Origin of the sequence: Rhizobium sp. WYJ-E13 (genome assembly GCF_018987265.1) — a bacterium.
Lineage (GTDB): Bacteria > Pseudomonadota > Alphaproteobacteria > Rhizobiales > Rhizobiaceae > Rhizobium.
Map to the genome: position 1 here is coordinate 3,865,706 of NZ_CP076853.1, position 22,173 is coordinate 3,887,878.

At 59.0% G+C, this 22,173-nt stretch carries 22 protein-coding genes, 1 tRNA gene and 2 pseudogenes; 11 read left to right on the forward strand and 14 right to left on the reverse strand.

Annotation, left to right across the window (positions count from 1 at the left end; all coding sequences use genetic code 11):
- Positions 1 to 11: 11 nt before the first annotated feature.
- From KQ933_RS19165 to KQ933_RS19195, 7 genes are all read right to left on the reverse strand, one after another.
- Positions 12 to 761 (reverse strand): ABC transporter ATP-binding protein, encoded by a 750-nt coding sequence (locus tag KQ933_RS19165; protein ID WP_216756324.1) that lies wholly within the window; start codon positions 759 to 761, stop codon positions 12 to 14.
- Positions 758 to 1,591, reverse strand: coding sequence for an ABC transporter ATP-binding protein (locus tag KQ933_RS19170; RefSeq protein WP_216756325.1), 834 nt, complete (start codon positions 1,589 to 1,591; stop codon positions 758 to 760). The genes KQ933_RS19165 and KQ933_RS19170 overlap by 4 nt, the downstream gene beginning before the upstream one ends.
- On the reverse strand, positions 1,588 to 2,514 hold the full coding sequence (locus KQ933_RS19175; RefSeq protein ID WP_216756326.1) for an ABC transporter permease: 927 nt from the start codon (positions 2,512 to 2,514) through the stop codon (positions 1,588 to 1,590). Before KQ933_RS19175 ends, KQ933_RS19170 begins: the two co-directional genes overlap by 4 nt.
- Positions 2,511 to 3,578: an ABC transporter permease gene (locus KQ933_RS19180; protein ID WP_216756327.1), complete on the reverse strand. Its 1,068-nt coding sequence runs from the start codon at positions 3,576 to 3,578 to the stop codon at positions 2,511 to 2,513. The genes KQ933_RS19175 and KQ933_RS19180 overlap by 4 nt, the downstream gene beginning before the upstream one ends.
- Positions 3,579 to 3,599: 21 nt before the next feature.
- Positions 3,600 to 5,237, reverse strand: a complete 1,638-nt coding sequence (locus KQ933_RS19185; RefSeq protein ID WP_216756328.1) for an ABC transporter substrate-binding protein — start codon at positions 5,235 to 5,237, stop codon at positions 3,600 to 3,602.
- Positions 5,238 to 5,284: 47 nt separating this feature from the next.
- Positions 5,285 to 6,343 carry a dipeptidase gene (locus tag KQ933_RS19190; RefSeq protein ID WP_216756329.1) on the reverse strand — a complete coding sequence of 353 codons (1,059 nt, stop codon included), beginning with the start codon at positions 6,341 to 6,343 and terminating at the stop codon, positions 5,285 to 5,287.
- Between the two features lie 108 nt (positions 6,344 to 6,451).
- The gene (locus KQ933_RS19195; RefSeq protein ID WP_216756330.1) at positions 6,452 to 6,655 is read right to left on the reverse strand and encodes a hypothetical protein; all 204 of its coding nucleotides are present in this window, start codon (positions 6,653 to 6,655) and stop codon (positions 6,452 to 6,454) included.
- An 86-nt stretch (positions 6,656 to 6,741) separates the two neighbouring features.
- Here KQ933_RS19195 and KQ933_RS19200 point away from each other — a divergent pair, with 86 nt between their 5' ends.
- From KQ933_RS19200 to KQ933_RS19210, 3 genes and pseudogenes are all read left to right on the forward strand, one after another.
- Positions 6,742 to 7,080: an NUDIX hydrolase gene (locus KQ933_RS19200; RefSeq protein ID WP_253958258.1), complete on the forward strand. Its 339-nt coding sequence runs from the start codon at positions 6,742 to 6,744 to the stop codon at positions 7,078 to 7,080.
- 344 nt (positions 7,081 to 7,424) lie between these two features.
- On the forward strand, positions 7,425 to 7,928 hold the full coding sequence (locus KQ933_RS19205) for a DUF1993 family protein (protein ID WP_216756332.1): 504 nt from the start codon (positions 7,425 to 7,427) through the stop codon (positions 7,926 to 7,928).
- 182 nt (positions 7,929 to 8,110) lie between these two features.
- Positions 8,111 to 9,307: pseudogene (locus KQ933_RS19210) on the forward strand (IS701 family transposase); the annotation flags it as partial.
- A 151-nt stretch (positions 9,308 to 9,458) separates the two neighbouring features.
- Here the strand turns inward: KQ933_RS19210 and KQ933_RS19215 are convergent.
- Positions 9,459 to 11,003: an alkaline phosphatase family protein gene (locus KQ933_RS19215; RefSeq protein WP_216756334.1), complete on the reverse strand. Its 1,545-nt coding sequence runs from the start codon at positions 11,001 to 11,003 to the stop codon at positions 9,459 to 9,461.
- A complete protein-coding gene (gene galE / locus KQ933_RS19220) occupies positions 10,981 to 11,964 on the reverse strand; it encodes a UDP-glucose 4-epimerase GalE (protein WP_216756335.1) in 984 nt (327 codons plus the stop codon). The genes KQ933_RS19215 and galE overlap by 23 nt, the downstream gene beginning before the upstream one ends.
- A 325-nt stretch (positions 11,965 to 12,289) precedes the next feature.
- Between galE and KQ933_RS19225 the strand changes: the two genes are divergently transcribed.
- Positions 12,290 to 12,934: a ThuA domain-containing protein gene (locus KQ933_RS19225; protein WP_216756336.1), complete on the forward strand. Its 645-nt coding sequence runs from the start codon at positions 12,290 to 12,292 to the stop codon at positions 12,932 to 12,934.
- 175 nt (positions 12,935 to 13,109) lie between these two features.
- Here the strand turns inward: KQ933_RS19225 and KQ933_RS19230 are convergent, their stop codons facing one another.
- Complete coding sequence (locus KQ933_RS19230; protein WP_216756337.1) at positions 13,110 to 13,367, reverse strand: DUF2934 domain-containing protein; 258 nt, start codon at positions 13,365 to 13,367, stop codon at positions 13,110 to 13,112.
- Between the two features lie 173 nt (positions 13,368 to 13,540).
- Entirely contained in the window at positions 13,541 to 13,702 is a 162-nt protein-coding gene (locus KQ933_RS19235) for a hypothetical protein (RefSeq protein WP_216756338.1), read from the reverse strand.
- Between the two features lie 273 nt (positions 13,703 to 13,975).
- On the opposite strand from KQ933_RS19235, the gene KQ933_RS19240 reads away from it, so the two are divergent.
- From KQ933_RS19240 to KQ933_RS19250, 3 genes are read left to right on the forward strand one after another with little or no spacing between them, the layout of a single operon-like run.
- The gene (locus tag KQ933_RS19240) at positions 13,976 to 15,109 is read left to right on the forward strand and encodes a PspA/IM30 family protein (protein ID WP_216756339.1); all 1,134 of its coding nucleotides are present in this window, start codon (positions 13,976 to 13,978) and stop codon (positions 15,107 to 15,109) included.
- 6 nt (positions 15,110 to 15,115) lie between these two features.
- Complete coding sequence (locus KQ933_RS19245) at positions 15,116 to 15,766, forward strand: OB-fold-containig protein (RefSeq protein WP_216756340.1); 651 nt, start codon at positions 15,116 to 15,118, stop codon at positions 15,764 to 15,766.
- Entirely contained in the window at positions 15,763 to 17,463 is a 1,701-nt protein-coding gene (locus KQ933_RS19250) for a flotillin family protein (RefSeq protein ID WP_216756341.1), read from the forward strand. The genes KQ933_RS19245 and KQ933_RS19250 overlap by 4 nt, the downstream gene beginning before the upstream one ends.
- Before the next feature lie 135 nt (positions 17,464 to 17,598).
- Here KQ933_RS19250 and KQ933_RS19255 read toward each other — a convergent pair whose 3' ends face one another.
- The 3 genes and pseudogenes from KQ933_RS19255 to KQ933_RS19260 all read right to left on the reverse strand — a co-directional run bounded on the left by KQ933_RS19255 (position 17,599) and on the right by KQ933_RS19260 (position 19,805).
- A complete protein-coding gene (locus tag KQ933_RS19255; protein WP_216756342.1) occupies positions 17,599 to 19,230 on the reverse strand; it encodes a glycosyltransferase family 39 protein in 1,632 nt (543 codons plus the stop codon).
- A gap of 6 nt (positions 19,231 to 19,236) precedes the next feature.
- A pseudogene (locus KQ933_RS33475) lies at positions 19,237 to 19,373 on the reverse strand (ATP-dependent DNA ligase); the annotation flags it as partial.
- 342 nt (positions 19,374 to 19,715) lie between these two features.
- Positions 19,716 to 19,805 (reverse strand) — tRNA-Ser (locus tag KQ933_RS19260).
- Between the two features lie 303 nt (positions 19,806 to 20,108).
- Between KQ933_RS19260 and rplU the strand changes: the two genes are divergently transcribed.
- The 4 genes from rplU (at position 20,109) to KQ933_RS19280 (ending at position 22,096) form a co-directional block, all read left to right on the forward strand.
- Complete coding sequence (gene rplU, locus KQ933_RS19265; RefSeq protein WP_007824851.1) at positions 20,109 to 20,426, forward strand: 50S ribosomal protein L21; 318 nt, start codon at positions 20,109 to 20,111, stop codon at positions 20,424 to 20,426.
- A 34-nt stretch (positions 20,427 to 20,460) separates the two neighbouring features.
- Positions 20,461 to 20,730, forward strand: coding sequence for a 50S ribosomal protein L27 (gene rpmA, locus KQ933_RS19270; protein ID WP_113429721.1), 270 nt, complete (start codon positions 20,461 to 20,463; stop codon positions 20,728 to 20,730).
- A gap of 125 nt (positions 20,731 to 20,855) precedes the next feature.
- Positions 20,856 to 21,512 (forward strand): GNAT family N-acetyltransferase, encoded by a 657-nt coding sequence (locus KQ933_RS19275; protein ID WP_216756343.1) that lies wholly within the window; start codon positions 20,856 to 20,858, stop codon positions 21,510 to 21,512.
- Entirely contained in the window at positions 21,509 to 22,096 is a 588-nt protein-coding gene (locus tag KQ933_RS19280; protein ID WP_216756344.1) for a GNAT family N-acetyltransferase, read from the forward strand. Before KQ933_RS19275 ends, KQ933_RS19280 begins: the two co-directional genes overlap by 4 nt.
- The last annotated feature ends 77 nt before the right edge of the window (positions 22,097 to 22,173 follow it).

Here is a 22,173-nt window from a genome sequence, read left to right on the forward strand (position 1 = left end):
AACATTGGCTTTCAAGCCTTCACGAAACCCTTGCTCGCGATCATCAAATTTCGCGTGTACTCTTCGTGAACGCTGCCGGCGGCAAGTTCAGCCGATGTCAGCCGTTCAACGACGGCACCGCCACGCATCACGGCAAGCCTCCCGCACATATGGGTGATGACGCCGAGATCATGGCTGACCATGACGAAGGTCAGGTTCCTGTCGCGGCGGATCTGTTCGAGAAGGTTGAGAACTTCGGCCTGCACGGAGGCATCAAGCGCCGATGTCGGCTCGTCGAGCAGCAGGATCGACGGTTCGACGATCAGTGCGCGGGCAATCGCCACACGCTGCCGCTGGCCGCCGGAAAGCTGATGCGGATAGCGGAAGCGGAAGCCATTGCCGAGCCCGACCTCGTCGAGCGCGCGGGCAATGCGCTTCTCGCTGTCACCTATGCCATGGATCGCCAGCGGTTCGAGAAGCAGCCGGTCGACGGTTTGGCGAGGATGCAGCGAGCCGTAGGGGTCTTGAAACACCATCTGGACGCTTCGGTAAAAGCTCCTGCTGCGCCTTGCACCCTTCAGAACCTCGCCGTGAACGTGGACGATACCCTCGCTGACGGGTGCAAGCCCGGCAACGGCACGCAGCAACGTCGACTTGCCCGAGCCGGACTCGCCGACGAGCCCGAAAGATTCGCCGCTTTCGATGGAGACACTCACATCCTTCAGCGCATAAAAATGGTCGTAGACGACACCGAGATGGTCTGCAGATAGCGCTGTACTCATGCAGCCCACTCCGGTTTGCGGTCAAGGACGGGCAGCGGATGCCTGTTTTCACCGATCTGCGGCATGCAGTTGAGCAGCCCCTGCGTATAGGGATGCTTCGCGTTGCGAAGCTCGGATGCGGCGATCTCTTCGACGATCCGGCCGGCATACATGACGATGACACGGTCGCAGAAGGAGGAGACCAGCCTCAGATCGTGGGAGATGAAGATCAACCCCATGCCGCGTTCAGACACCAGCCGGTCCATGATCCTGAGCACATCGAGCTGGACCGTAACGTCGAGAGCCGAGGTAGGCTCGTCGGCAATCAGCAATTCCGGCCCGGCGATCAGCATCATGGCGATCATCGCGCGCTGGCCCATGCCGCCCGAAACCTCATGCGGATAGAGATCGAAGACGCGATGGGGGTCACGGATCTGCACTGCTTCCAGCATGGAAAGCGCACGGTCGCGCGCCTCGCCTTTGCCAACCTTCTCATGTGTGCGCAGCGTTTCGCAGATCTGCTTGCCGATGGTCATGACCGGATCGAGCGAATATTTCGGATCCTGGAGGATCATGGCGATGCGCTTGCCGCGCAGCCTGCGCCGTTCGGCAGCCGATGCCTTCAGAAGATCGATGCCACTGAAATCCAAGGTGTCGGCGGTAACGATGCCATGCTTTGGCGTCAGGCCCATGATGGCGCGGCCGGTCTGCGATTTGCCGGAGCCGGATTCGCCGACGATACCGAGCCGCTCCTTGCCGAGCGTGAACGAAACGCCGCGTACGGCTTCGATCAAACCGGTGCGGGTCGGATAGCTGACGCGCAGGTTTTTCACAGTCAGAAGCGAACTCATTGGCCGGCCTCCTTCGGATCGAGCGCATCGCGCAGGCCATCACCCAGAAGGTTGAAGCCGAGGCTGACGACGAGGATGGCGATGCCAGGCATGGCCGCGACCCACCATTGATCGAGGATGAAACGGCGGCCGGAAGCGATCATCGCCCCCCATTCCGGCAGTGGCGGCTGAGCACCGAGACCGAGGAAACCAAGGCCGGCAGCGGTCAGGATGATGCCCGCCATGTCGAGCGTCACACGAACGATCAGCGAGGACATGCAGAGCGGCATGACGTGCCGCACGATGATCCGCAACGGCGAGGCGCCCATCAGTTTAACCGCCGATATGTAATCGGAACGGCGAACCGTCAGCGTCTCGGCGCGGGCGATGCGCGCATAGGGCGGCCAGGACGTGATGGCAATGGCGATGATAGCGTTCTGGATGCCCGGTCCAAGCGCTGCGACGAAGGCGAGCGCCAGAACCAGCTTCGGAAAGGCCAGGAAGATATCGGTGATGCGCATCAGCGTCGCATCCACCCATCCGCCGGCATAACCCGACACCGTACCGACAATGAGGCCGACCGGTGCCGAGATGATGGCGACCAGCACGACAACGAGTAGCGTCAGCCGCGAACCGTAGACAAGGCGCGAGAAGATATCGCGGCCCTGATCATCGGTGCCGAGCAGATAGCCGGCGCTGCCGGGCGGCAGTAAACGCGCATTCTTGAGATCGCCGACAACGGGATTGTGCGTGGCGATGACATTGGCAAAGGCCGCAATCAGCAGCAGCGCCACGATGATGATGAGGCCGACGACTGCGAGCCTGTTCGCGGTAAACTGCCGCCACGTGACATAGGCGCGGCCGAGCCGGGCCTGCATGCGCGACTGAGGCCGGTCGGACAGCAGCCACTCGCGGCGGCTGATCGGCGTGGAAGGAACCGTCATCGGTTGCGCGTCCTCGGGTCGAGTATCCGATACAGAAGATCGGAAATGAGATTGATGCCGACAAAGACCGTGCCGATGATGATCGTGCCGCCGAGCACGGCGTTCATATCGGCACTCTGCAGCGAATTGGTGATATAGAGGCCGATGCCGGGCCAGGAAAAGACCGTCTCCGTCAGCACCGAGCCTTCGAGCAGGCCGGCATAGGAGAGCGCGATGACGGTCACCAGCGGCACCGCCGCATTTCTGAGCGCATGGCCCCAGATCACCCGCGTTTCCGACAGGCCCTTGGCGCGGGCTGCCACGACATATTCCTGTGACAGCTCGTTCAGCATGAAGCTGCGGGTCATGCGGCTGATATAGGCGAGCGAAAAATAACCGAGCAGCGAGGCCGGCAGGATGATGTGGCGGAAGACATCATAAAAGACATCCCACTGCCCCTGCCACGCACTGTCGAAAAGATAGAAACCGGTGACCGGCGTGAAGCTGTATTCGTAGACGATATCGATGCGACCGGGGAAAGCCACCCAGCGCAGTTGCGCATAGAAAATGACGAGCGAGATCAATGCCAACCAGAAGATCGGCACCGAATAACCGACAAGGCCGATGACGCGGACGACCTGGTCGGCAATGCTGCCACGCCGCACAGCGGCCAGCACGCCGAGCGGCACGCCGATGACGGAACCGATGATCGTGCCGACGGTCGCAAGCTCCAGCGTCGCCGGAAAGACGCGGCGAATATCGACCATGACCGGATTGGTCGTCAGGACCGAAGCGCCGAAATCGCCGGAAAGGATGCCTTTCAGGTAAATATAGAACTGTTCGTAGAGCGGCAGGTCGAAGCCCATCTCGCGGCGCACGCGCTCCACGACATGGGTCGGTGCGCGGTCGCCGAGAATGGCGAGCACGGGATCGATCGGCACGACGCGGCCAATGAAGAAGGTGACGGCCAGAAGACCGAGATAGGTGGTGGCGGCAGCGAAGAGGAAACGCCCCAACGCCTTCGCAAAGGAGAGTGCACGGCCCTTACGGGGCCGCACCTCCTGTCTTGTTTCGACGATGCTCACTGGATCAGCCTAGCCGGCTCATCACTTCGCGATCGGGCCTACATAGTTCGTGTCGAAGCTCGGCCCCAGTTTGAAGTCCTTGAGGTTCTTGCGATAGCCGGCCACTTCGATCTGCTGGAAAATGATGACGAACGGGCTGTTGGCGAGGAACTTCTTCTGGACATCCTCGTACATGGCGGCGCGCTTGGCAGCGTCCCGTTCGAGCAAAGCAGCCTTCGTCTCCTTGTCGAGTTCGGGCGCTTCCCAGGTATTGCGCCACGCGAGCGTCTTCACCGTACCGGCGTCGGAATTATCAGGGTTGGAGGTGAAGGTATCGGCGTTGGAGTTCGGGTCGAAATAGTCCGAGCCCCATTGGCCGATATACATGTCGTGCGTACGGGCGCGGTACTTGGTCAGGGTCTGCTTGCCGTCGCCGGGAATGATTTCCATCTTCACGCCGGCCTGGGCGAGCGTCTGCTGCATGGATTCGGCAATGCCGGTGACGGGCTGCGTGTTACGCACATCCATGGTGACTGAGAAGCCATCCGGCAGGCCTGCCTTGGCGAGCAGTTCCTTCGCCTTGGCGACGTCGAGCTTGTAGGGGTTCTCGTTCAGCGCACCGAGCTGACCGGTCGGCAGGAAGGTCTGGTGGATCTCGCCGATGCCCTTGATGAGGGTCGCGCCGATCGCGTCGTAATCGACCAGATACTTGAAGGCCTCCTGGACTTCAGGCTTCTTCAGATTCTCGTTCTTGCTGTTGAGGCTGACGTAATAGACCGTGCTCTTCGGCGCATTGGTGGTCGCCAGATCCGCATTTTTGGAAACGGCATCGAGATCACCCGGCTCCAGGTTGCGGGCGATATCGATATCGCCGGCCTCGAGCGCCAGGCGCTGAGCCGAGCTTTCCTTCATGTAGCGGTAGATGACGCGATTAAGCTTTGCCTTCTCGCCGTAATAGTTGTCGTTGCGTTCCATGACGACGACTTCGTTGGCGCGCCATTCGCGCAGCTTATAGGCACCGGAACCGGCATAATTCGTCTTCAGCCACTCATTGCCGAAATCGTTGTCATACTTGTGGTCGGCATCGACGGTGACGGACTTCACATGATCCATGACCAGCTTCTTGTCGACGACGGAAGCGACGGTTGCCGTCAGGCAGTTCAGCACGAAGCTCGGCGCATAAGGCTTATCGACGGTGAAGGTGAAAGTGGTCGGATCGACAGCCTTTGCCTTTTCGGTGACGTTGTCGCCGGTCAGGCCGAACTGGGTGAGAATGAAGGCCGGGCTCTTGTCGAGCTTGACGGCGCGCTCGAAGGACCAGGCCACGTCCTCGGCAGTGATCGGGTTGCCGGAGGCGAACTTCAGATCCGGCTTCAGCTTGAATGTATAGGTCAGGCCGTCATCGGAAACGGTCCAGCTGTCGGCGAGATCGCCCTTGATCTTTGACGTGTCGTTCATGTCGAGGCGAACGAGCAGGCTGTAGGTATTGCTGGTGACTTCTGCCGTCGAAAGCTCGAAAGCCTCGCCCGGATCCATTGTGATGATGTCGTCGATGGCAAAACCTTCAACGAGCGTATCCTTCGGCGTCTCTGCGAAAGCAGCAGGCGCAGCTACCATCAGGAGCGAAAGGGCCGCTCCCGCGGAAAGAAGGCGGAAGCTGCGGTTGAGTTTGGTAATCATCGTGGTTTGTTCCCCTGTTTTGATTGATTACTAAGTATTATTTGGTTTCAGACGTCCTCTTCCCTCCACGCTGAAGCCAGAATGCGAAGCCAGTTTTCGCTGGCCATTTTTGTCAATTCTTCCGCACCATAGCCAGCTTGCCGGAGAGCGGCAATCAGCCTCTGGTTGCCGGCGGCATCGCCGATTTCTTCCGGAATGGTAGCACCATCGAAGTCCGAACCGAGTGCCACGCAATCGATTCCGACGCGGTTCACGAGGTAATCGATATGGCGGATCATGTCGGAGAGCGGCGTGTCTGCCTCAGAGCGGCCATCCGGCCGCAGCATGGCCGTGGCATAGTTCACGCCAACGAGGCCGCGCCGCTCACGGATCGCGTCGAGCTGCCTGTCGGTGAGGTTGCGGGCGACCGGCGTCAGCGCATGGACGTTGGAATGGCTGGCGACGAGCGGCTGGTCGCTCGTTTCCGCCACATCCCAGAAACCCTTTTCGGTGATATGGGCGAGATCGATCATGATGCCGAGACGGTTGCACTCGCGCACCAGCGCGAAGCCGGCTTCCGTCAGGCCCGGCGCCGTATCCGGCGAACTGGGGAAAGCGAAGGGCACGCCATGGCCGAAAATGTTGTGGCGGCTCCAGACCGGCCCCAGCGAACGCAGGCCAGCGGCATGGAAGACTTCGAGCGCGGCGAGATCGGCGGCGATCGCCTCGCAGCCTTCGATATGCATGACGGCGGCGAAAATGCCTGATGCCATCGCCTTGCGGATATCCTTGACCGAGCGGCAGAGCCGCCAGGTGCCGGCACGGTCGAGCCTGAGCGCGATCGCCGCCATTTCCGAGGCGATCGCGAGCGACGGCAGCGGATCGAGAGGGGCGGCAAGCGGCGTCGCGTAGTGACCGTTCGCATCGGGATCGGCAAAGACCAGATCGCCCGACGGAATATAGATGGCGCAGAGGCCGCCAGCCAGGCCGCCAGCCCTCGCCCGGGGAGCATCTATATGCCCCGCGGTCGTGCCATCAGCGAATTCCGCAACCGGATCGCTACCGTCTTTCGCATGGGTCCAGAGTCGAAGGAGAACGTCGTTATGGCCGTCGAATACGAGTTGCATCTGCTTTCCTGCGCTGCCCGAACGGGCGGATCGAAGCGGCAAGAATAGAAAAGCTGACAGAAAGCGCCACCTCTTTTTTACAAATGAGCAATGGGGAAACCGTACAATTTAGCGATGCAAAAAGGCGGCGTCGGAAATACCTTGGATGCGGTCCGCAGGCTCAATCACCGCGGAATGTCTTTTCTGCCAATGATCTGAAAGAATCCCATGACTGAGGAAATTTTCCAGACGCTTGTTCGACAATACCCGGATGCCAGGCTGACCGCTGTCGACCAGCCCTTGCCGGAAGCCGATTTTGAGGCACAGAAACATAGCACTATTCACGCCGGGCATTGGGTGGAGCGATCGGTATCATCCATAATGCCAGAGGCCAAATCGTCCTGGCGAAGAGAAGCGGCATGCATACCGGCTGGTCTCTGCCGGGCGGAACGGTCGAAGAAGGCGAGGATTTCTCCGCCGCATTTCGCTGGGAGATAATAGAAGAGATCGGCGTGTCTTTGGATCTGGTAGATCTGATCGAAGTCGAACGAAAGAAGTTTATTTCACCACAAGGCGAAAGCTTCGATTTTCTGCTCGCCGTCTTCGAGGCACGGATGCGTGAGGAAGAGCTGCCGGGACCAACAGATGACGCCATCGCAGAGGGACTGGAAATCGCTCTCTTCTACCTCGCCGATATTCCTTCCGAGATGATTTTGGGTGATCGTCAGAAACTCACGCACCATCTGAAGGCATCATAAGCCTGGAGCCTCGTCGTGATCGCAGCCATTCCCCATAAAACAATGAAGGGGCCGAACGCCCTTTTTCCGGTTCAGTACTTGGTTCGTTTCTTCTGCCTATGGACGTCGATGACGACGGCCGCGATGATGATGACGCCCTTGACGATTTCCTGGTAATAGGCGTCGGAGGCGCGAGGCCCGCTGCTGCGCTGAATGGTGGGTGATCAGCCTGTTGCAATCCGGCCATGATCGGCAAAGAACCGTCACAGGCACTTATTGTGAATGCCGTAGAGGTCCCCATTTAGTCGAGGCCCCAACAGCCTGCGCAGACCGGCTGTTTTTTGAAAATTTTGGAGACAGGACAGATGTCCATTTCGATGTATCGCCTTACCGTACCCATGTTTCAGCGCGGCATTGCCAGCCTGAAAACTTATCTCGACAAGGCGGAAGCCTATGCCGAGGAAAAGAAGATCGATCCGACCATTCTCGTAAACGCGCGTCTGGCACCGGACATGCTGCCACTTTCCGGTCAGTACCAGCGCGCCAGCGACAGCGCGAAATTTACGCTCGCCCGCCTGACGGCAACCGATGCGCCGAAATTCGAGGATAGTGAAACGACGATCGCCGAACTGCGCGAGCGTATTGCGAAGACCGAAGCCTATCTCGCCGGCTTCTCTTCGGAGGCTCTGGAAGGAAGCGACGTCAAGGATATCACGGTGCCGGGCCGCAACGGTCTGATCGTGCCGGGCCTCGAATATGTCACCCTCTTCGCGCTACCGAATTTCTATTTCCACGTGACGACGGCACACGCAATCCTGCGCAACCAGGGTGCGCCGGTCGGGAAGCGGGATTTCCTCGGAAACTTCTGATGCCGAGAGCATCGGCCCGAAAATCGGAACCGATTTTCGGAAAGTCTGATGGGTAGCTTTAAAGAGTTAGAGTATCCTTTGTGCGTCCGAATGGACGCACGGCGCTCTAGCACTACTTTGGCAGATTAACTGGCCATTTACGATGATGGGCTATCTTGGGCACTTTCACAGGGGTGCGAAGGATGGCAGAGCTGGATGTTGCACTGGCAGATTGGCTGAAGCCGTTCGTTGAGAAGCTTGGTCACAAGAAGCGGCGACAGATGTGCCCGGTGTATATTTCGGGCCTCATCGGACCTGGCGATCGCAAGAGTATCGAGCCCATGGCGGAGCGCCTGGCACCTGATCGCTACGACCGCCTGCATCATTTCATCTCGGATGGGATTTGGGATGCCGGTCCCCTTGAGGCGGAACTGGCGGTGCAGGCCGACAAGCTTGTCGGGGCTTCAGATGCTTTTCTGGTGATCGACGACACAGGTCTGCCGAAGAAGGGCGACCATTCTGTTGGGGTCGCGCCGCAGTATGCGTCGATGCTCGGCAAGCGCGCCAATTGCCAGACGCTGGTGTCGTTGACGCTGGCTCGCGACGAGGTTCCTGTTCCCGTTGGCCTGCGGTTGTTCCTGCCCGACAGTTGGACCAGTGATCAGGATCGGATGGCGAAGGCTGGTGTTCCCGAGGAGATGCGTCTACCCCGCACCAAACCGGAGATCGCGCTCGACGAGATCGATCGGCTGATTGCCGCAGGCGTGCGGTTTGGCACCGTGCTTGCGGATGCCGGCTATGGTCTGTCGGCTGCGTTTCGCCAGGGGCTCAGTGCACGCAATCTCACCTGGGCTGTCGGTATTCCCAAGCATCAGAAGGTTTATCCTCATGATGTCGCATTGGTCTTTCCTGTCGCCGGCCATGGACGGCCACGCAAGCATTCGATCCCCGATACGCTGTCGACCGCAGCCGAAACGATCTTGGAAGGAAACACCTGGAAGAAAGTCAGTTGGCGTCACGGCACAAAAGGTCGACTGACCGCACGCTTCGCTGCCCTGCGCATTCGGATTGCTGATGGCAACCCGCAACGCATCCTCGACAAGGGACAGCAGCATATGCCGGGCGAAGAGGCGTGGCTCGTTGGTGAATGGCGCTCAAACGACGAGCGCAAGTATTATCTCTCCAATCTACCGGCCGAGGCGACCCTGAAAGCTCTCGCGGCGGCCATCAAAGCGCGATGGGTCTGCGAGCAGGCCCATCAGCAGATGAAGGAAGAGCTCGGCCTCGATCACTTTGAAGGCCGATCATGGCAGGGTCTACACCGACACGCGTTGATGACGATGATTGCCTATGCCTTTCTTCAACATCAGCGCCTCAACAAGGCAAAGCGGGAAAAAAAGGAATAGGCACGGCCCGCCTAAGCCGACACTGCCAGCCATCCGGCGCGCGGTCATAGCCGCGCTCTCAAATCACCGTCCACCACAACGATGTCCTCACTGCCGTATCAGGTTCCAAATGACCTCAAATTCAATTCTGCCAAAGTAGTGCTAATCAGGGCCGGCGCGACACCGGCCCTTTTTCCGTCAGTTCGGTATAGGCAAGTGTCTGATCGAGGTGCCGTGCCCGGAGCGACAGCAGCCGTTCGGCATAGCCGAGCCGTACCGACGCATAGGCCGGATCGTCGGCAAGGTTGCGCAATTCCATCGGATCTTCCGAGAGATCGAAGAGCAGCGCCGGCAATGCGGTGAAATGCACATATTTGAACCTGTTGTCGCGGATGACGGCAAGGTTCAGTTCATTCGACCGAAGGCCGAAATGCCGTTCCGCCTCGCCATGGGCGATATCGCGGAAATCGAATTCCCAGAAAGCCGCATCCCGCCAGCCCGACGCCTCGATACCGTCGAGGAACGGCGCAAGCGAGCGCCCATCGATGCCATTGGCAGCCGCAATGCCGAGCCGTTCACAAAGCGTCGGAAACACATCGGCAGCACTGGTGAAATGATCAACGATACCACCGGCTGCGGCCGCGCCGGGATCGCGAATGACGAGCGGAATATGGTAGCTGCCGTCGAAATAGCCGCCCTTGCCGAGCGTCCAGTGATCCCCCGCCATCTCTGCATGATCGGAGGTGAAGACGATGATCGTGTTGTCCCACTCGCCGGCATCCTTCAGCGCCTGCCAGATACGCCCGAGCTGGTCGTCCACTTCGGCGATCATCCCGTAGTAGATCGACCGAATGGCATCGAAATCAGCAACGTTCCAGTCGCTGAGCGGCCCTTCCGCCCCGTGGATGAAACTGCCCTTGCCGGCACGCGGCATCGCATAGGCAAGATAGGGATGGCCCTGCTGTTCCGTCTCGCGGTCGGTTGCACGCGCAAAAGCCGGGCCTTCGCCCGGATTGAACATGCGATTGAACGGCTCCGGCACGGAGAAAGGCGGATGCGGCCGCAAAAAGGAAATATGCGCGAACCACGGTGCATCCTGCTCCCCCATCCAACGGATGAATTCGCCGGTCAGGAAGGCGGTCTGCGTTTCTTCACGCGAATAGGCAGGCGCCGCGTCGGAGATTTCCCCTGCTGCAGCGCCGACCGGAATGTGGATCTCACGGCTGACGGCATCCTTGCGACCGCGTGAACGCAACCAGGAAAGCCACTGTCTTTCATGTTCCGGCAGGAGCTGGCGAGCCGTGAAACCTGGCAGCAAGCCTTCATAGGTGGTCAGATGCGGATCATTGACATCCATATCTCTGGGATCAGGCGCCGTGTCCGTGTAGCCGAACAGCGTCGGATCATAACCCGCCCGCCTTGCCGCCAGCGCCAGATTATCGAACCGCCGGTCGAGCGGCGATCCGTTCCGGCAGACGCGATGGTTCATCTGGTAGAGGCCGGTATAAAGCGTGGCGCGCGCCGGCGAACAGGGAGCTGCACCAGCATAGTGCCGCCGGAAAAGCGTCCCTTCTTTCGCCAGAGCGTCTACATTTGGCGTCCTGACACAGGCGTGCCCCACAGCCGAGAGGCAGTCGCCGCGCCATTGATCCGCAGTGATAACGAGAACGTTGGGCTTTGAGCCGCGTTCAGTGCTGATTTGATCTCGCATGCCAGTTCCAGGCCGACTGAATGATCTGCGAGAGATCATACTGCGGCACCCAGCCCAGCACGTCCCGCGCCTTGTCATTATTGGCGACCAGCGTATGTGAATCGCCCTCGCGACGGCCGATATATTCGACCGGGAACGGCTTCTTGGAGACATCTTCGATGGCGCCGAGCAGTTCCTTCACCGTCGTCCCGGTGCCGGTGCCGAGGTTGAGTGCGACGGACTCGCCACCTCTCAACAGATATTCGACGGCGCGCACATGCGCATCGGCGAGATCGAGAACGTGGATATAGTCGCGCACACAGGTGCCGTCGCGCGTCTCATAGTCGCTGCCGAAGACCTTGAAGCCCTGGCGGCGACCCAGGGCCGCGTCGATCGCCAGCGGGATCGCATGCGTTTCCGGCTGGTGCCATTCGCCGATCCGGCCTTCGAAATCGGCGCCGGCGGCATTGAAATAGCGCAGCACGACGGAGCGAAGACTCTTGTACTGGTCGTAATCGGCAAGCGCCTGTTCGACGATATATTTGGTGCGACCATAGGGATTGATCGGCACTTGGCGGTGCGTCTCATCGAGCGGCACGCTCTGCGGCAGACCGTAGGTCGCGCAGGTAGAGGAGAAGACGAAGGCATTGACACCCGCCGCCTGTGCCGCTGACAGCAGCGTCAGCGTGCCGATGACGTTGTTCTCGTAGAAGGAGACCGGATCCTTGACCGATTCGCCGACCTCGATCAGCGCCGCAAAATGCAGGATTGCCGACGGTTTGTGCTTTGCCAGCACCTCATCGAGACGGGCGCGATCGCGAATGTCACCCTCTTCCGCTGGTCCCCATTTGACGAATTCACGATGACCGTTGGAAAAATTGTCGAACACCACGGGCTTGTAGCCCTTGTTCGCCAGATCGAGACACGTATGCGAGCCAATATAACCAGCGCCGCCGACGACCAGTACCGTTTCACCTGCCATGCATCTATCCCTTTACAAGTCACAGATGTGTGAACCTTAGCCAAGTTACACGTCAGTAAAAAGTTATCTCGGTTACATATTTGCAAAAAGAAGAAGATTAGAGATGCCTTGCACACGGAATGCGCAGGGCAGCGCGATCGGCCTGCCGGCCACACCGACGCCTTTTGCATTGAAGACATTCGTTATATCGCTAAGGCCGTCGGAATGGGCGCCGACATCTCGGCTCTTCCGTGGTCGAAGAGATCGGTCGACATCTGGTCGGTCAGCCTTAGCGCCATAATGTTTATCGTCGATAAGCCTGCTGCATGAATTTAAGGAAGAAAACATGAAAAAGGCGATCATCGTCTGGGGCGGCTGGCAGGGCCACGAGCCGGAGCCCTGCGCAAATATCGTTGGCGAATTGTTGCGCGAGGACGGATTTGCAGTCGAAATCACCAATGACCTCGGCATCTTCGGCTCGCCGCTTCTCGCAAAAGCCGATCTTCTGGTGCCGGTCATTACCGGCGAGAAGCTGGAAAAGCCGCACGCAGATGCCCTGGTCCAAGCTGTTCGCGGCGGCCTCGGCCTCGGGGGCCATCACGGCTGCCTTGCGACTTCCTTCAAGGAAAGCGCACCCTTCCGCTATGTCTCCGGCGTCACCTGGGTTGCCCATCCCGGCAATATCATTGACTTCCAGGTTGCCATTACGCGGCAGGATGATCCGTTAATGGAAGGCATTCCGGACTTCGACTACCGCTCGGAGCAGTATTATCTGCACTACGATCCCTCGGTGGAAATCCTGGCCACCACGACCTTCACCGGTCAGTACGATCCTGCCGCGCGCAATATCGCGATGCCCGTCGTCTTCAAGCGACATTTCGGTGAGGGCCGCGTCTTCTACTCCGCACTGGGCCACGTCGCCGCCGAATTCAGCCACCCCTACATGCCCCTCATTCTCCGGCGCGGCCTCAGCTGGGCCGCTCGCCAGTAGTGAGGGGTAGGACCGGAATGAGCTGCGATTCTTGGCCGGGCGGCTTCGATAAATATACAGAGCCGAGGAACGTTCACATCACGCTTGCGAACAAGCCGGCCCGACAACGAAAAAGCCGACGGCTTTTGACATTCAGTATGTGAAAGCGCCTCTGCGACGCCGATCTCAGCCTAGCCTAGCGAGCGGCTGTCATGAGATGGCTGTGCCGATTCTCCTGCACCTCAGCTTCGTCATGGGCACGCATCAAGCGCCCGGCTGCCTTAAGCTTTTCAATGAGATCGCTTCCGTCGGCAGAAGCCTTGGTGGCTTCGAGTTGCTCAAATTCCCTCAGCGCCTGCGCCCAATGGCTTTCGCCCCGATCATGCGGTCGGCCTTCCTCTTCCCAGATGGCATAAGCCCGCTGGCTGACCCAATCATCCCGATTACGACTCATTAGAAAACCCCAGCGAGCAAATACGCGAAAACAATATCAATAGGAATAAAGTGCCAAACGGGACTTTAGGAGTCGTTACTGGGGATGTAATTTTGCAGGATAAATTGCGTCACGGAGAGTAGTTTTCGGCAGTTATAGTTAAAAGGGCGGAAACGTCGATCCGCCCCAATATATCAGGCAGCGATAGACTCTTCCGCCATCTCGTCGGCCCCGCCGGTGCCTCGTCCCATGAATGTGAAAATGACGGTTGCCGTCAGGATCGTGATGCCGGTCAGCAGCCACAGAAGCAGGCTGAAGTGATTGTTATAGGCATGAATGAGCTCCAGTTCTCCCATGCCGGAAAGGGCCTAGGCCGCACGCCTGGGAGCGATGCTCAAAACGCCTAAGACAACTCGCACCTGAATCGTCAGCGTCCCTTATCTCACGATGCCTGATGGCCAGAGGTCGACCACCCGCTTTACTGTCATCCGTGGGAAACGTCTTACAACGCAGAGCGAAAATCAGCGCGATCAAAGATACACGTCCCCGGATTATTTCAGGAGATAAATTTCAACCAAAAACTGAGAATACGCCTTGAAAGCACAAAAGCAGTGCTTTATATTTTTATCATGGCTCAAACAGTTCACACATCGATTTTGCGCTACGATCTTTCGCCTGATCCTGAAGCAAAACAGGCCCTGGACGAGACCTTTGCCGCCTATGGGGCAATGTTCACTATGCTTGACGAGATGCTGACGGAAGAAAACGGGGCTAATCTCGTTACGCTCCACGAACTTGCTTATGAGACGATCCGGGAGAAAACCGGTCTGCCGGCCAGGCTGGTCACCCTCGGTCTGCGCGACTTCGCATCCAATCGCGGCCATCCGATATCACCGGCAAGACTGCCTCTGGATGAAAAACTGTTCTCAATAAAGGGACCCGCAGCACTGTCACTTGCGACCGTTCGTGGCCGGATGATCGTTCCTTACGACGTGGCGGGCTATTCGAACGGTTCGATCAACATCTTTGCGGCTCAGCTCGTTGCCAGCAACGGCGCCTATCAGATCGATATCGGCGTCACTCCGCATGCAAACCGAAGGGAGATCAATATCATGACAAGTGAAGGGATATTGTCGCGCGTAGGCCGCCTTATCGCCGGACTTGCGAATGCTGCCGTCGACAAGGCCGAAGGAGCAAACAAGATCGCCGTCATCGAACAGGCGCTTCGTGACATCGATTCTGCTGCCGACGAGGCCCGCGTGGACCTCGGCAAATCACGGGCGGAAGAATATCGCATCCAGACCCGACGCAGCGAGATCGAAGCCGATCGTCGCGCCCTAGATGACAAGATCCGCACAGCCATGTCGGCCAATCGAGATGATCTTGCGAAGGCAGGCGTCGCAAGACAGATCGATCTGGAGGCCCAGCTTGCCGCACTCGACAATGCGCTATCGGCCGCCAGAACACAGCTGCAGGAGGGCCAGCAGGCGCTTCAGGCAATCCTGGCGACACGCCGTGAGGCAGAAGAAAAGCTGACCGCTTTGAAGCGTAGTCTTCAACATCTGCACGAGGCTTCCGACACTGCAGCCGTCCGAAACCGGCCGACTGACGGGGCAGCCCGCGCGGCCGCTGCCGTCTCACGCCTCACAGGAGTTCCGTCTGAGGATCAGGGTGCAAGCGCAGAACTGGACGAACTTGACCGTCTGCATCGTGAACAGGCTATCGAAGCCCGGCTCGCCCAGCTCAAGGCCGGTCAGAATTAAACGCCGATGGATCTTTTCCTCGACCCTCACTCCACCCCCTTTGCGATTGCGGCAATCATACTGGCGGCACTAACCCTTCTGGAAATGTGCTGCCTTTTGATTGGGTTTTCGCTCAGCGAACTGATCGAAAAGGCGTTGCCCGACGATCACGGCAGTGGCATGTCGGGGCTTCTGTCATGGCTCAACCATGGTGGAGTTCCGGTTCTGGTGCTGCTGATGCTGTTTCTCGGCATGTTTGCCATAAACGGCTTTGTTTTCCAGGCGATTGCCCGAACCCTTTGGTTGCCTTTGCCGACACTCGTGGCCGCGGTGCCTGCTTTTCTTGTCGCTATCCCTGAAGTCCGTTCCCTGACCAGGATCGTCGGGTGGCTCGTGCCACGTGATGAGACCTATGCCGTCGACCTCGCCGAATTCATTGGTAGGACTGGCGAAGTGACAGTCGGGCCATTGGATCAAGGGCTGCCCGGCCGTGTTCGGATCAAGGACCGGCACAGCAATTGGCATACGTTCAGGGCGAAAGCCGCGCCGAACGAACCACCCATGGCAATCGGCGCCCAGGTCCTCATTGTCGACCATAAATCCAATGTTTTCATAGCCATCACTGCGCCGTCAGACATGCTGAAGGCGCCAGATACATATACTGGGGAGTCACCATGATATTCGATCTGCTATTGCCGGCCATTATCGGCCTTGTACTGATCCTGGGCATCGGCCTGGTTTTCGCAACGCTCTACACCAGATCCAGCCGGGACGAGGCCTATGTTCGCACCGGTCTTGGCGGCCAGAAGGTCGTCCTTGATGGCGGCTCGGTCGTCCTCCCGATCTTTCAATCGATAGCGCGCGTCAATCTCAAGACGCTGCGGCTTGAGGTTCGGCGTGGCGAAGGTGACGCGCTCATCACCAAGGATCGCATGCGGGTCGATATCGGCGCGGAATTCTATGTGCGCGTCAAACCGGACGCCTCATCGATCGCGCTTGCAGCGCAAACCCTTGGCGATCGCACCAATGATGCGGAACAGCTGCGGATTTTGATCGAGGCGAAATTCGTGGACGGTCTTCGCTCCGTCGCAGCCACCATGAACCTCGATGCCCTGCAGGAGCAGCGCATGGACTTCGTCAAGGCGGTGCAGGAAGCCGTGGGCGCCGACTTGCAATCAAACGGCCTTGAGCTGGAATCCGTCTCTCTGACCCGCCTCGACCAGACGGATATCAAGCATTTCAATGCGAATAACTTCTTCGACGCGCAGGGCCTTGCAACACTGACCCGCATTACCGAGAGCCGGAAGAAGGAGCGTAACGAGATAGTACGCGACACGGAAGTCGCCATCGCCCAGAAAGATCTCGAAGCGCGCCAGCAGTCACTCGCTATCGAACGCACAAAACGAGAGGCGGAACTGAACCAGGAACGCGATATCGCCAACAAGTCGGCCGCAACGCGCGCAGAAACCGCCCAGCAGGAGCAAGCTGCCAAGCGTGCGGAAGAAGAAGCCCGCATCACCACCGAACAGGCGATTGCCGAACGTGAGGCCCTCGCCAAGCAGGTCCGCGAAAGCGCAAATATCGACGCATCCCGCGCCGTCCAGCAACGCGACACCGAAGCTCGCCGCGACTTGCAGATCGTTTCCCAGGAAAGCGCCATTGCCGTCGCGACAAAGAGCCGCGAGGAGTCCGAGGCAAAGGCAAAGGCCGAACAGGCAAGAGCTTTGGCTATCGCGGCTGAGGAAAAAGTCTCAACGGCAAAGGCCGTCGAGATCGCCGAACGCGAGCGCCAGATCGCTGTCATCGACGCCCGCAAGAAGGCGGAAACCGAGGCGACAGCCGTGACCGTCGGCGCCGAAGCCGAGAAGCAGGCCGCCGTCGACCAGGCGGACGCCATCAAGACGCTTGCAGTGGCTGAGGCAGACGCCGCAATCATCAAGGCGAAGGGCATCCTGGAGACCGGCAAGGCCGAGGCCGAGAGCGAAGCCCTGCTGAATGAAGCGCGCAATCGGCTGAGTGCGGCGATTATCGACTACGAAATCCTGCGCGAGCGCATCCGCATCATCCCGCAGGCGCTGGCAGAGGCGGTGAAGCCAATCGAGAAAATTTCCGATATCCGCATCTTCGACACCGGCGGCATGTTGGGACGCAACGGCAGCGATGCCAGGGGCGGAAATATCGGGCTCGGCGACGGGCTCGCCGGCCAGTTGCTGAACTATCAGGCAAACAAGCCCGTCCTCGACCAATTGTTGAAAGAGGCGGGCTTCGTCGGAGACAATGCAATCTCCTCCTTGCTTGGGAACCTCCAACCTGCTTCGGCGGCGCAATCGGATGCCACGGACCTCGACGTGGATCTCAAGATCGAGGATCTTTGAATTTGCCCCAATGATCTCCAGACGAGAAACACAAAAAGGGCGGGTTACCTCGCCCTTTCTTACGATCGCAGCATCTCAGCCAGTCAATTGTTGTCTTGCGCTGAGAGCAGCGGTTGGCGACTTTAGTCGCAGCTCTCATGGGCGGGTGATTCTGTAGACCAGCAAATCATCCGAATCCACAAGCTTGGTTGCGGTCTTGTTCAGATAGTCGATGACCCCATCATGATGCTCGACGAACTGCCGGTTCTCCTTGTCGGTGGCGTTTTTGGCCACGCCAAACAGATCCGCGCCCTGCGCGCGCAGTTCTTCGAGTTGCGCGATCGCGGTGGCGTCATCCGCGACGAATTTCGACCACTCGACATTGCCTCCACCAGGCGGGAACACCCAGCCGCGCGCCCTGCTGTAGTAGACTGCGACGGGATCGCCGACCTCGGATGCGATGGCGACGACAAGGTCGCCTGGTTGCGCCAACCGCGCCAGTTCCTCGCCAAGCAGCATACCCTTCATGGCGACTGGCTTCTTCATCGCCCTGACGAGGGGAAAGGTCGACCAGACAAGCGCGACCGCCACGATGCAGATCGAGCGAAGCACGGCCGCCGGTGTCAGGATGGTTCTCGATGAAAACGTTGCCAGAAGAAGCGCGCCGTGGCCGCAGAACATCGCGACCGGCACATGGAAGATGTGGAAGTTCCACACGTTGCTGGTGATCTCTCCCGCCGCTGCCAGATAGAGGATCATGGCCGCAGCCAGCCACACATAGGGAATGGCCGAAAGCGTGCGCTGCTTCAGGTCTTCCGCGGGTCGGGGCGGCATCCACAAGCCGACCACGAACAGCATCATGAACGGATACCCGTAGAACCATAAGACCGAGGTGCTCCAGGCGGATTTTAAGTAGAACCTGTCTTTGACATATGTCCAAAAGCCGTCATCCCAGATATAGCCACCACTGCCGGCGACATGAAACGGCGGATAGCTGCGGCCGAGATAAATCGCCCAGCTGAAATAAGCGCCAATGATGGCCAGGCTCAAAAGCCCCGACAGGAAGACCCAGGTCGCCTGCTTTCGTTTCTTCTCCAGAATCCAGCCGATCATCAGATAGAAGACGACGGCGCCGGCGACGATGCCTGGCGGTTTCGACAGCGCGCCGAGCGAGAAGCTGACCGTGGCGAGCGGCAAGAGCCAGCCGCTGCCGCCGATCCAGTATTTGGCAAACAGCCAGATGCCAAGAGTGACCAAGGCCAGCATCGCGGGATCGGGAAGAAACGAGCTGTCGATCATGATAGCCGCCGGCATCAGGGTGTAGGCAAGTGCCGCGGCGTGGGCGTGCATCTCACCCCAGCCGAGCGCCGTAAGCCTGTGCAGCGAAAACACCGTCACCAGACCGAAGAATGCCGCAACCACACGGCCGAACCAGTCGTGCCAGCCGAAGAGCTGGTAGAGCAGGGACGTCAGGTAACTGACGATCTGGAATTCGCGGCCCTGATAGCTTGGTCCGGGGCCAGTCCAGCTGACCTCCGGAAAGAGGATGTTCCAGCTGCGCTGCTGGAAATTGTCGGCCATCATCGCAGTACTTGTCTCGCGCCAGCTGAAGCCGTCGACCAGCGGCAAGGTGATCTTGTGGAACCTGAAGACGATCGCAATAAACAGGATCCCCAGCAAAATCGCCGTATTTAGGCTCAGGTAGCTGCGAGCGGCCATCTCCCGATCTGCCGTCTGCCGCCGATATTGCCGGCCTTCGGCCTGATTCAATTCCGGGTCGGCGGTCATCAGAAACCGTGCCCTCCCTGACGCCCGACACGGCACGATACGCGCCGGCATGGATCGAGAGGCAGATTAGGCTGACCGGGATCTCGCCGCCGGCGCGATCGGCTGCGGAGCGGCTTGGAAGGCTTGCGGGGCGGCTTTGTCATGACGGCAGTTCACCAGCATTGCCTTGAAAAGCAATTCGCCCAGATTGATTACCGACTCCATCTCTCGTGCGAACATGATAAGAACATCGGCGAGGTGGCTACCAAATATTCGCCAAACGCCAGCTGAGACTCACTTCAACAAATTGATTTTATTGATAAGGTATCGGCGTTGTGGCTTCACGAAGTATTCGGGAACAGCGACGCAGAAAGCCCATTGCCCGTCATCTCGTCGGACGAGCTGCTGCGCGATCATAAGCTCCGCCTGGCAGCGAACTACAATAGATTACTCGAAACATTCGATATTTCAGTAGCTTGCTGGAAAATCAAGTGCTTGGAGCGTTATGGCGGAGAGGGTGGGATTTGAACCCACGATACCCTTGCAGGTATGCCGCATTTCGAGTGCGGTGCATTCGACCACTCTGCCACCTCTCCGCAGTCTTGGTCGGCGCTTGTTCGGCGCGGGCGTTCTCATAACGAGCAAATGACAGACTGGCAAGCCGAAATCTCAAGCTTTTCCATCCTTTTGCCTTGACACTTTTTTGTCACTCGCGTATCCCGCATCGGCAATAGGAGCGGAGTAGTCCGCCCCTGGCCGCCTCGCGCTCGCGTGGGGTTTCACTGGCAGACCAGAGTTCCGGGCCCGTCCCCTGAAATTCCTGCTTAACTTCGACTGATAAGAAGACAGCCACCTGCCTGTAGCGGGGAGAGCTGGATCGAACATGAAAGGATAAAATAATGTTCGCAGTCATCAAGACCGGCGGTAAGCAGTACCGTGTGGCAGCCAACGACGTGCTGACCATCGAGAAGCTTGAAGCCTCCGCTGGCGACTCCATTGAATTCACCGAAGTCCTCGTGATCGGCGAAGGTGCCGACGCGGCGATCGGTGCGCCCTTCGTAGCCGGCGCCTCCGTCAAGGCGGAAGTCGTCGACCAGACCCGCGGCAAGAAGGTCATCGCCTTCAAGAAGCGTCGTCGTCAGAATTCGAAGCGTTCGCGCGGCCATCGCCAGCATCACACGGTTGTCCGTATCACGGACATCGTGGCCGCAAAGTAAGATCAACGGGTTTCAGGTTTAAAGGAGAACTCCAATGGCACATAAAAAAGCTGGCGGTTCCTCGCGCAACGGTCGCGATTCCGAATCCAAGCGCCTCGGCGTGAAGAAGTTCGGCGGCGAGAACGTCGTAGCCGGCAACATCATCGTTCGCCAGCGCGGTACGCAGTGGCATCCGGGCGCCAATGTCGGCCTCGGCAAGGATCATACTATTTTTGCACTTACGGCTGGCAATGTGGACTACCGAACGAAGGCCAATGGTCGCGTGTACGTGTCTGTAATGCCGAAAGCGGAAGCAGCGGAATAAGCCGGTAGCGCTCTAAAACAGCCGGCGTCTCATCGACCCGGCTGGCCATACCAGGTTCAGTCCAGAAAACAGGGGAGATGGGGCGCCATCTCCCCTTTTTCTTTGTCCAAACAGGAGGACTGAACATGCAAGGCGAATTGATGAGGGTCGACCAATCACGGTCACCCAGGGAAGACCAGCGGTCTCCCAAGGAACGGCTGAGGCCGGAGCGGTTAAGGACCGATTGCCCTGTCTTGTTATCGGAAAGGCTCGTCATGCGCGCGCCCCACGAGGAAGACATTGACGCCCTTGCCCATCTCGCCAACAACGCCAAAGTCGCCACCATGGTATCGCGTATGCCGCACCCCTATACCGCCAATGATGCCGCCGACTTTGTTTGGCGTACGCGAAATGGCGAGATTGGCAAGTGCGTCTATGCCATCACCAAGGCCGAAAACGGCGCCTTCATGGGGTGCTGCGGGGTAGAACTGCACACCGACGAGAAGACCGTCGAGATCGGCTACTGGCTGGGCGAACCCTATTGGAACCACGGTTATATGACCGAGGCCTGCCATGCCCTCGTCGACATGGTGTTCAGGACGCGCCAGCAGGTCGAGCAGATCGATGCCCGCTGCCGGGTCATGAACGTTGCCTCGCGCCGCGTCATCCAGAAGTGCGGTTTCCAGTTCCAGGGATCCGGCCTTGCCGCCTCGCTGGCGCTCGGCAGCAACGTGCCGGTCGAATGGTACCGGCTCGACCGCAAGACCTGGATGTCGCTGAGAAGCTGGGGGGTAATCTCATGAGCGCCGTTGCCCTGCAGAGGCCCAAGACCAAGCCCATGATGCCCGGCCCTGCGCCGGTCATCACGACCGCAAGGCTGACGCTCCGCCCCCACAGGCTGAGCGACGCGCCTGATATTGCGGAATCGCTTTCCGATTTCGCGGTCACCAGAATGCTGGCCCGCGTCCCTGCCCCCTATGACCGCCAGGATGCGCTGGACTGGCTGGTTCCGGTCACATCAGGCGTCCTGCCGGACTGGGTTCTGGCGATAACAGGCAGTGATGACGTCCATATCGGCAATGTGTCGATCGAACTTCGTCATGGCCGCTGGCACCTCGGCTACTGGCTGAACCGCTACTACTGGCGGCGCGGCTATATGAGCGAGGCGGCGGAAGCAGCGCTGGAGCGTTTCTCGCAGCGCATGCCTGACATTCCCGTTCATTCGGGCGTCTTTGCCGACAACCCTGCTTCGCTTCGGCTTCAGGAAAAGCTCGGCTTCCGGATGACCGGCTGCAGCGAAATCTATTCTTTCGCCCGCAACACCATGGTCGCCCATATCGAAACCGTGCTTCAGCCTGGCGCACTTCAACAGAGACAGGTTGCCTGACATCGAAAGGACGCCGCACTGATGCATGTCGCGCAAAAGTGCGCAGCGGTTTTGCGATAAAGACATGCACGAAACAA

Bases quoted from the DNA above. Each gene is read 5' to 3' on its own strand.
- KQ933_RS19165 (WP_216756324.1), bottom strand. From the start codon at position 761: ATGAGTACAGCGCTATCTGCAGACCATCTCGGTGTCGTCTACGACCAT.
- KQ933_RS19170 (WP_216756325.1), bottom strand. From the start codon at position 1,591: ATGAGTTCGCTTCTGACTGTGAAAAACCTGCGCGTCAGCTATCCGACC.
- KQ933_RS19175 (WP_216756326.1), bottom strand. From the start codon at position 2,514: ATGACGGTTCCTTCCACGCCGATCAGCCGCCGCGAGTGGCTGCTGTCC.
- KQ933_RS19185 (WP_216756328.1), bottom strand. From the start codon at position 5,237: ATGATTACCAAACTCAACCGCAGCTTCCGCCTTCTTTCCGCGGGAGCG.
- KQ933_RS19190 (WP_216756329.1), bottom strand. From the start codon at position 6,343: ATGCAACTCGTATTCGACGGCCATAACGACGTTCTCCTTCGACTCTGG.
- KQ933_RS19195 (WP_216756330.1), bottom strand. From the start codon at position 6,655: ATGTTTCTGTGCCTCAAAATCGGCTTCCGGCAAGGGCTGGTCGACAGC.
- KQ933_RS19200 (WP_253958258.1), top strand. From the start codon at position 6,742: ATGCATACCGGCTGGTCTCTGCCGGGCGGAACGGTCGAAGAAGGCGAG.
- KQ933_RS19205 (WP_216756332.1), top strand. From the start codon at position 7,425: ATGTCCATTTCGATGTATCGCCTTACCGTACCCATGTTTCAGCGCGGC.
- KQ933_RS19215 (WP_216756334.1), bottom strand. From the start codon at position 11,003: ATGCGAGATCAAATCAGCACTGAACGCGGCTCAAAGCCCAACGTTCTC.
- galE (WP_216756335.1), bottom strand. From the start codon at position 11,964: ATGGCAGGTGAAACGGTACTGGTCGTCGGCGGCGCTGGTTATATTGGC.
- KQ933_RS19225 (WP_216756336.1), top strand. From the start codon at position 12,290: ATGAAAAAGGCGATCATCGTCTGGGGCGGCTGGCAGGGCCACGAGCCG.
- KQ933_RS19230 (WP_216756337.1), bottom strand. From the start codon at position 13,367: ATGAGTCGTAATCGGGATGATTGGGTCAGCCAGCGGGCTTATGCCATC.
- KQ933_RS19235 (WP_216756338.1), bottom strand. From the start codon at position 13,702: ATGGGAGAACTGGAGCTCATTCATGCCTATAACAATCACTTCAGCCTG.
- KQ933_RS19240 (WP_216756339.1), top strand. From the start codon at position 13,976: ATGGCTCAAACAGTTCACACATCGATTTTGCGCTACGATCTTTCGCCT.
- KQ933_RS19245 (WP_216756340.1), top strand. From the start codon at position 15,116: ATGGATCTTTTCCTCGACCCTCACTCCACCCCCTTTGCGATTGCGGCA.
- KQ933_RS19250 (WP_216756341.1), top strand. From the start codon at position 15,763: ATGATATTCGATCTGCTATTGCCGGCCATTATCGGCCTTGTACTGATC.
- KQ933_RS19255 (WP_216756342.1), bottom strand. From the start codon at position 19,230: ATGACCGCCGACCCGGAATTGAATCAGGCCGAAGGCCGGCAATATCGG.
- rplU (WP_007824851.1), top strand. From the start codon at position 20,109: ATGTTCGCAGTCATCAAGACCGGCGGTAAGCAGTACCGTGTGGCAGCC.
- rpmA (WP_113429721.1), top strand. From the start codon at position 20,461: ATGGCACATAAAAAAGCTGGCGGTTCCTCGCGCAACGGTCGCGATTCC.
- KQ933_RS19275 (WP_216756343.1), top strand. From the start codon at position 20,856: ATGCAAGGCGAATTGATGAGGGTCGACCAATCACGGTCACCCAGGGAA.
- KQ933_RS19280 (WP_216756344.1), top strand. From the start codon at position 21,509: ATGAGCGCCGTTGCCCTGCAGAGGCCCAAGACCAAGCCCATGATGCCC.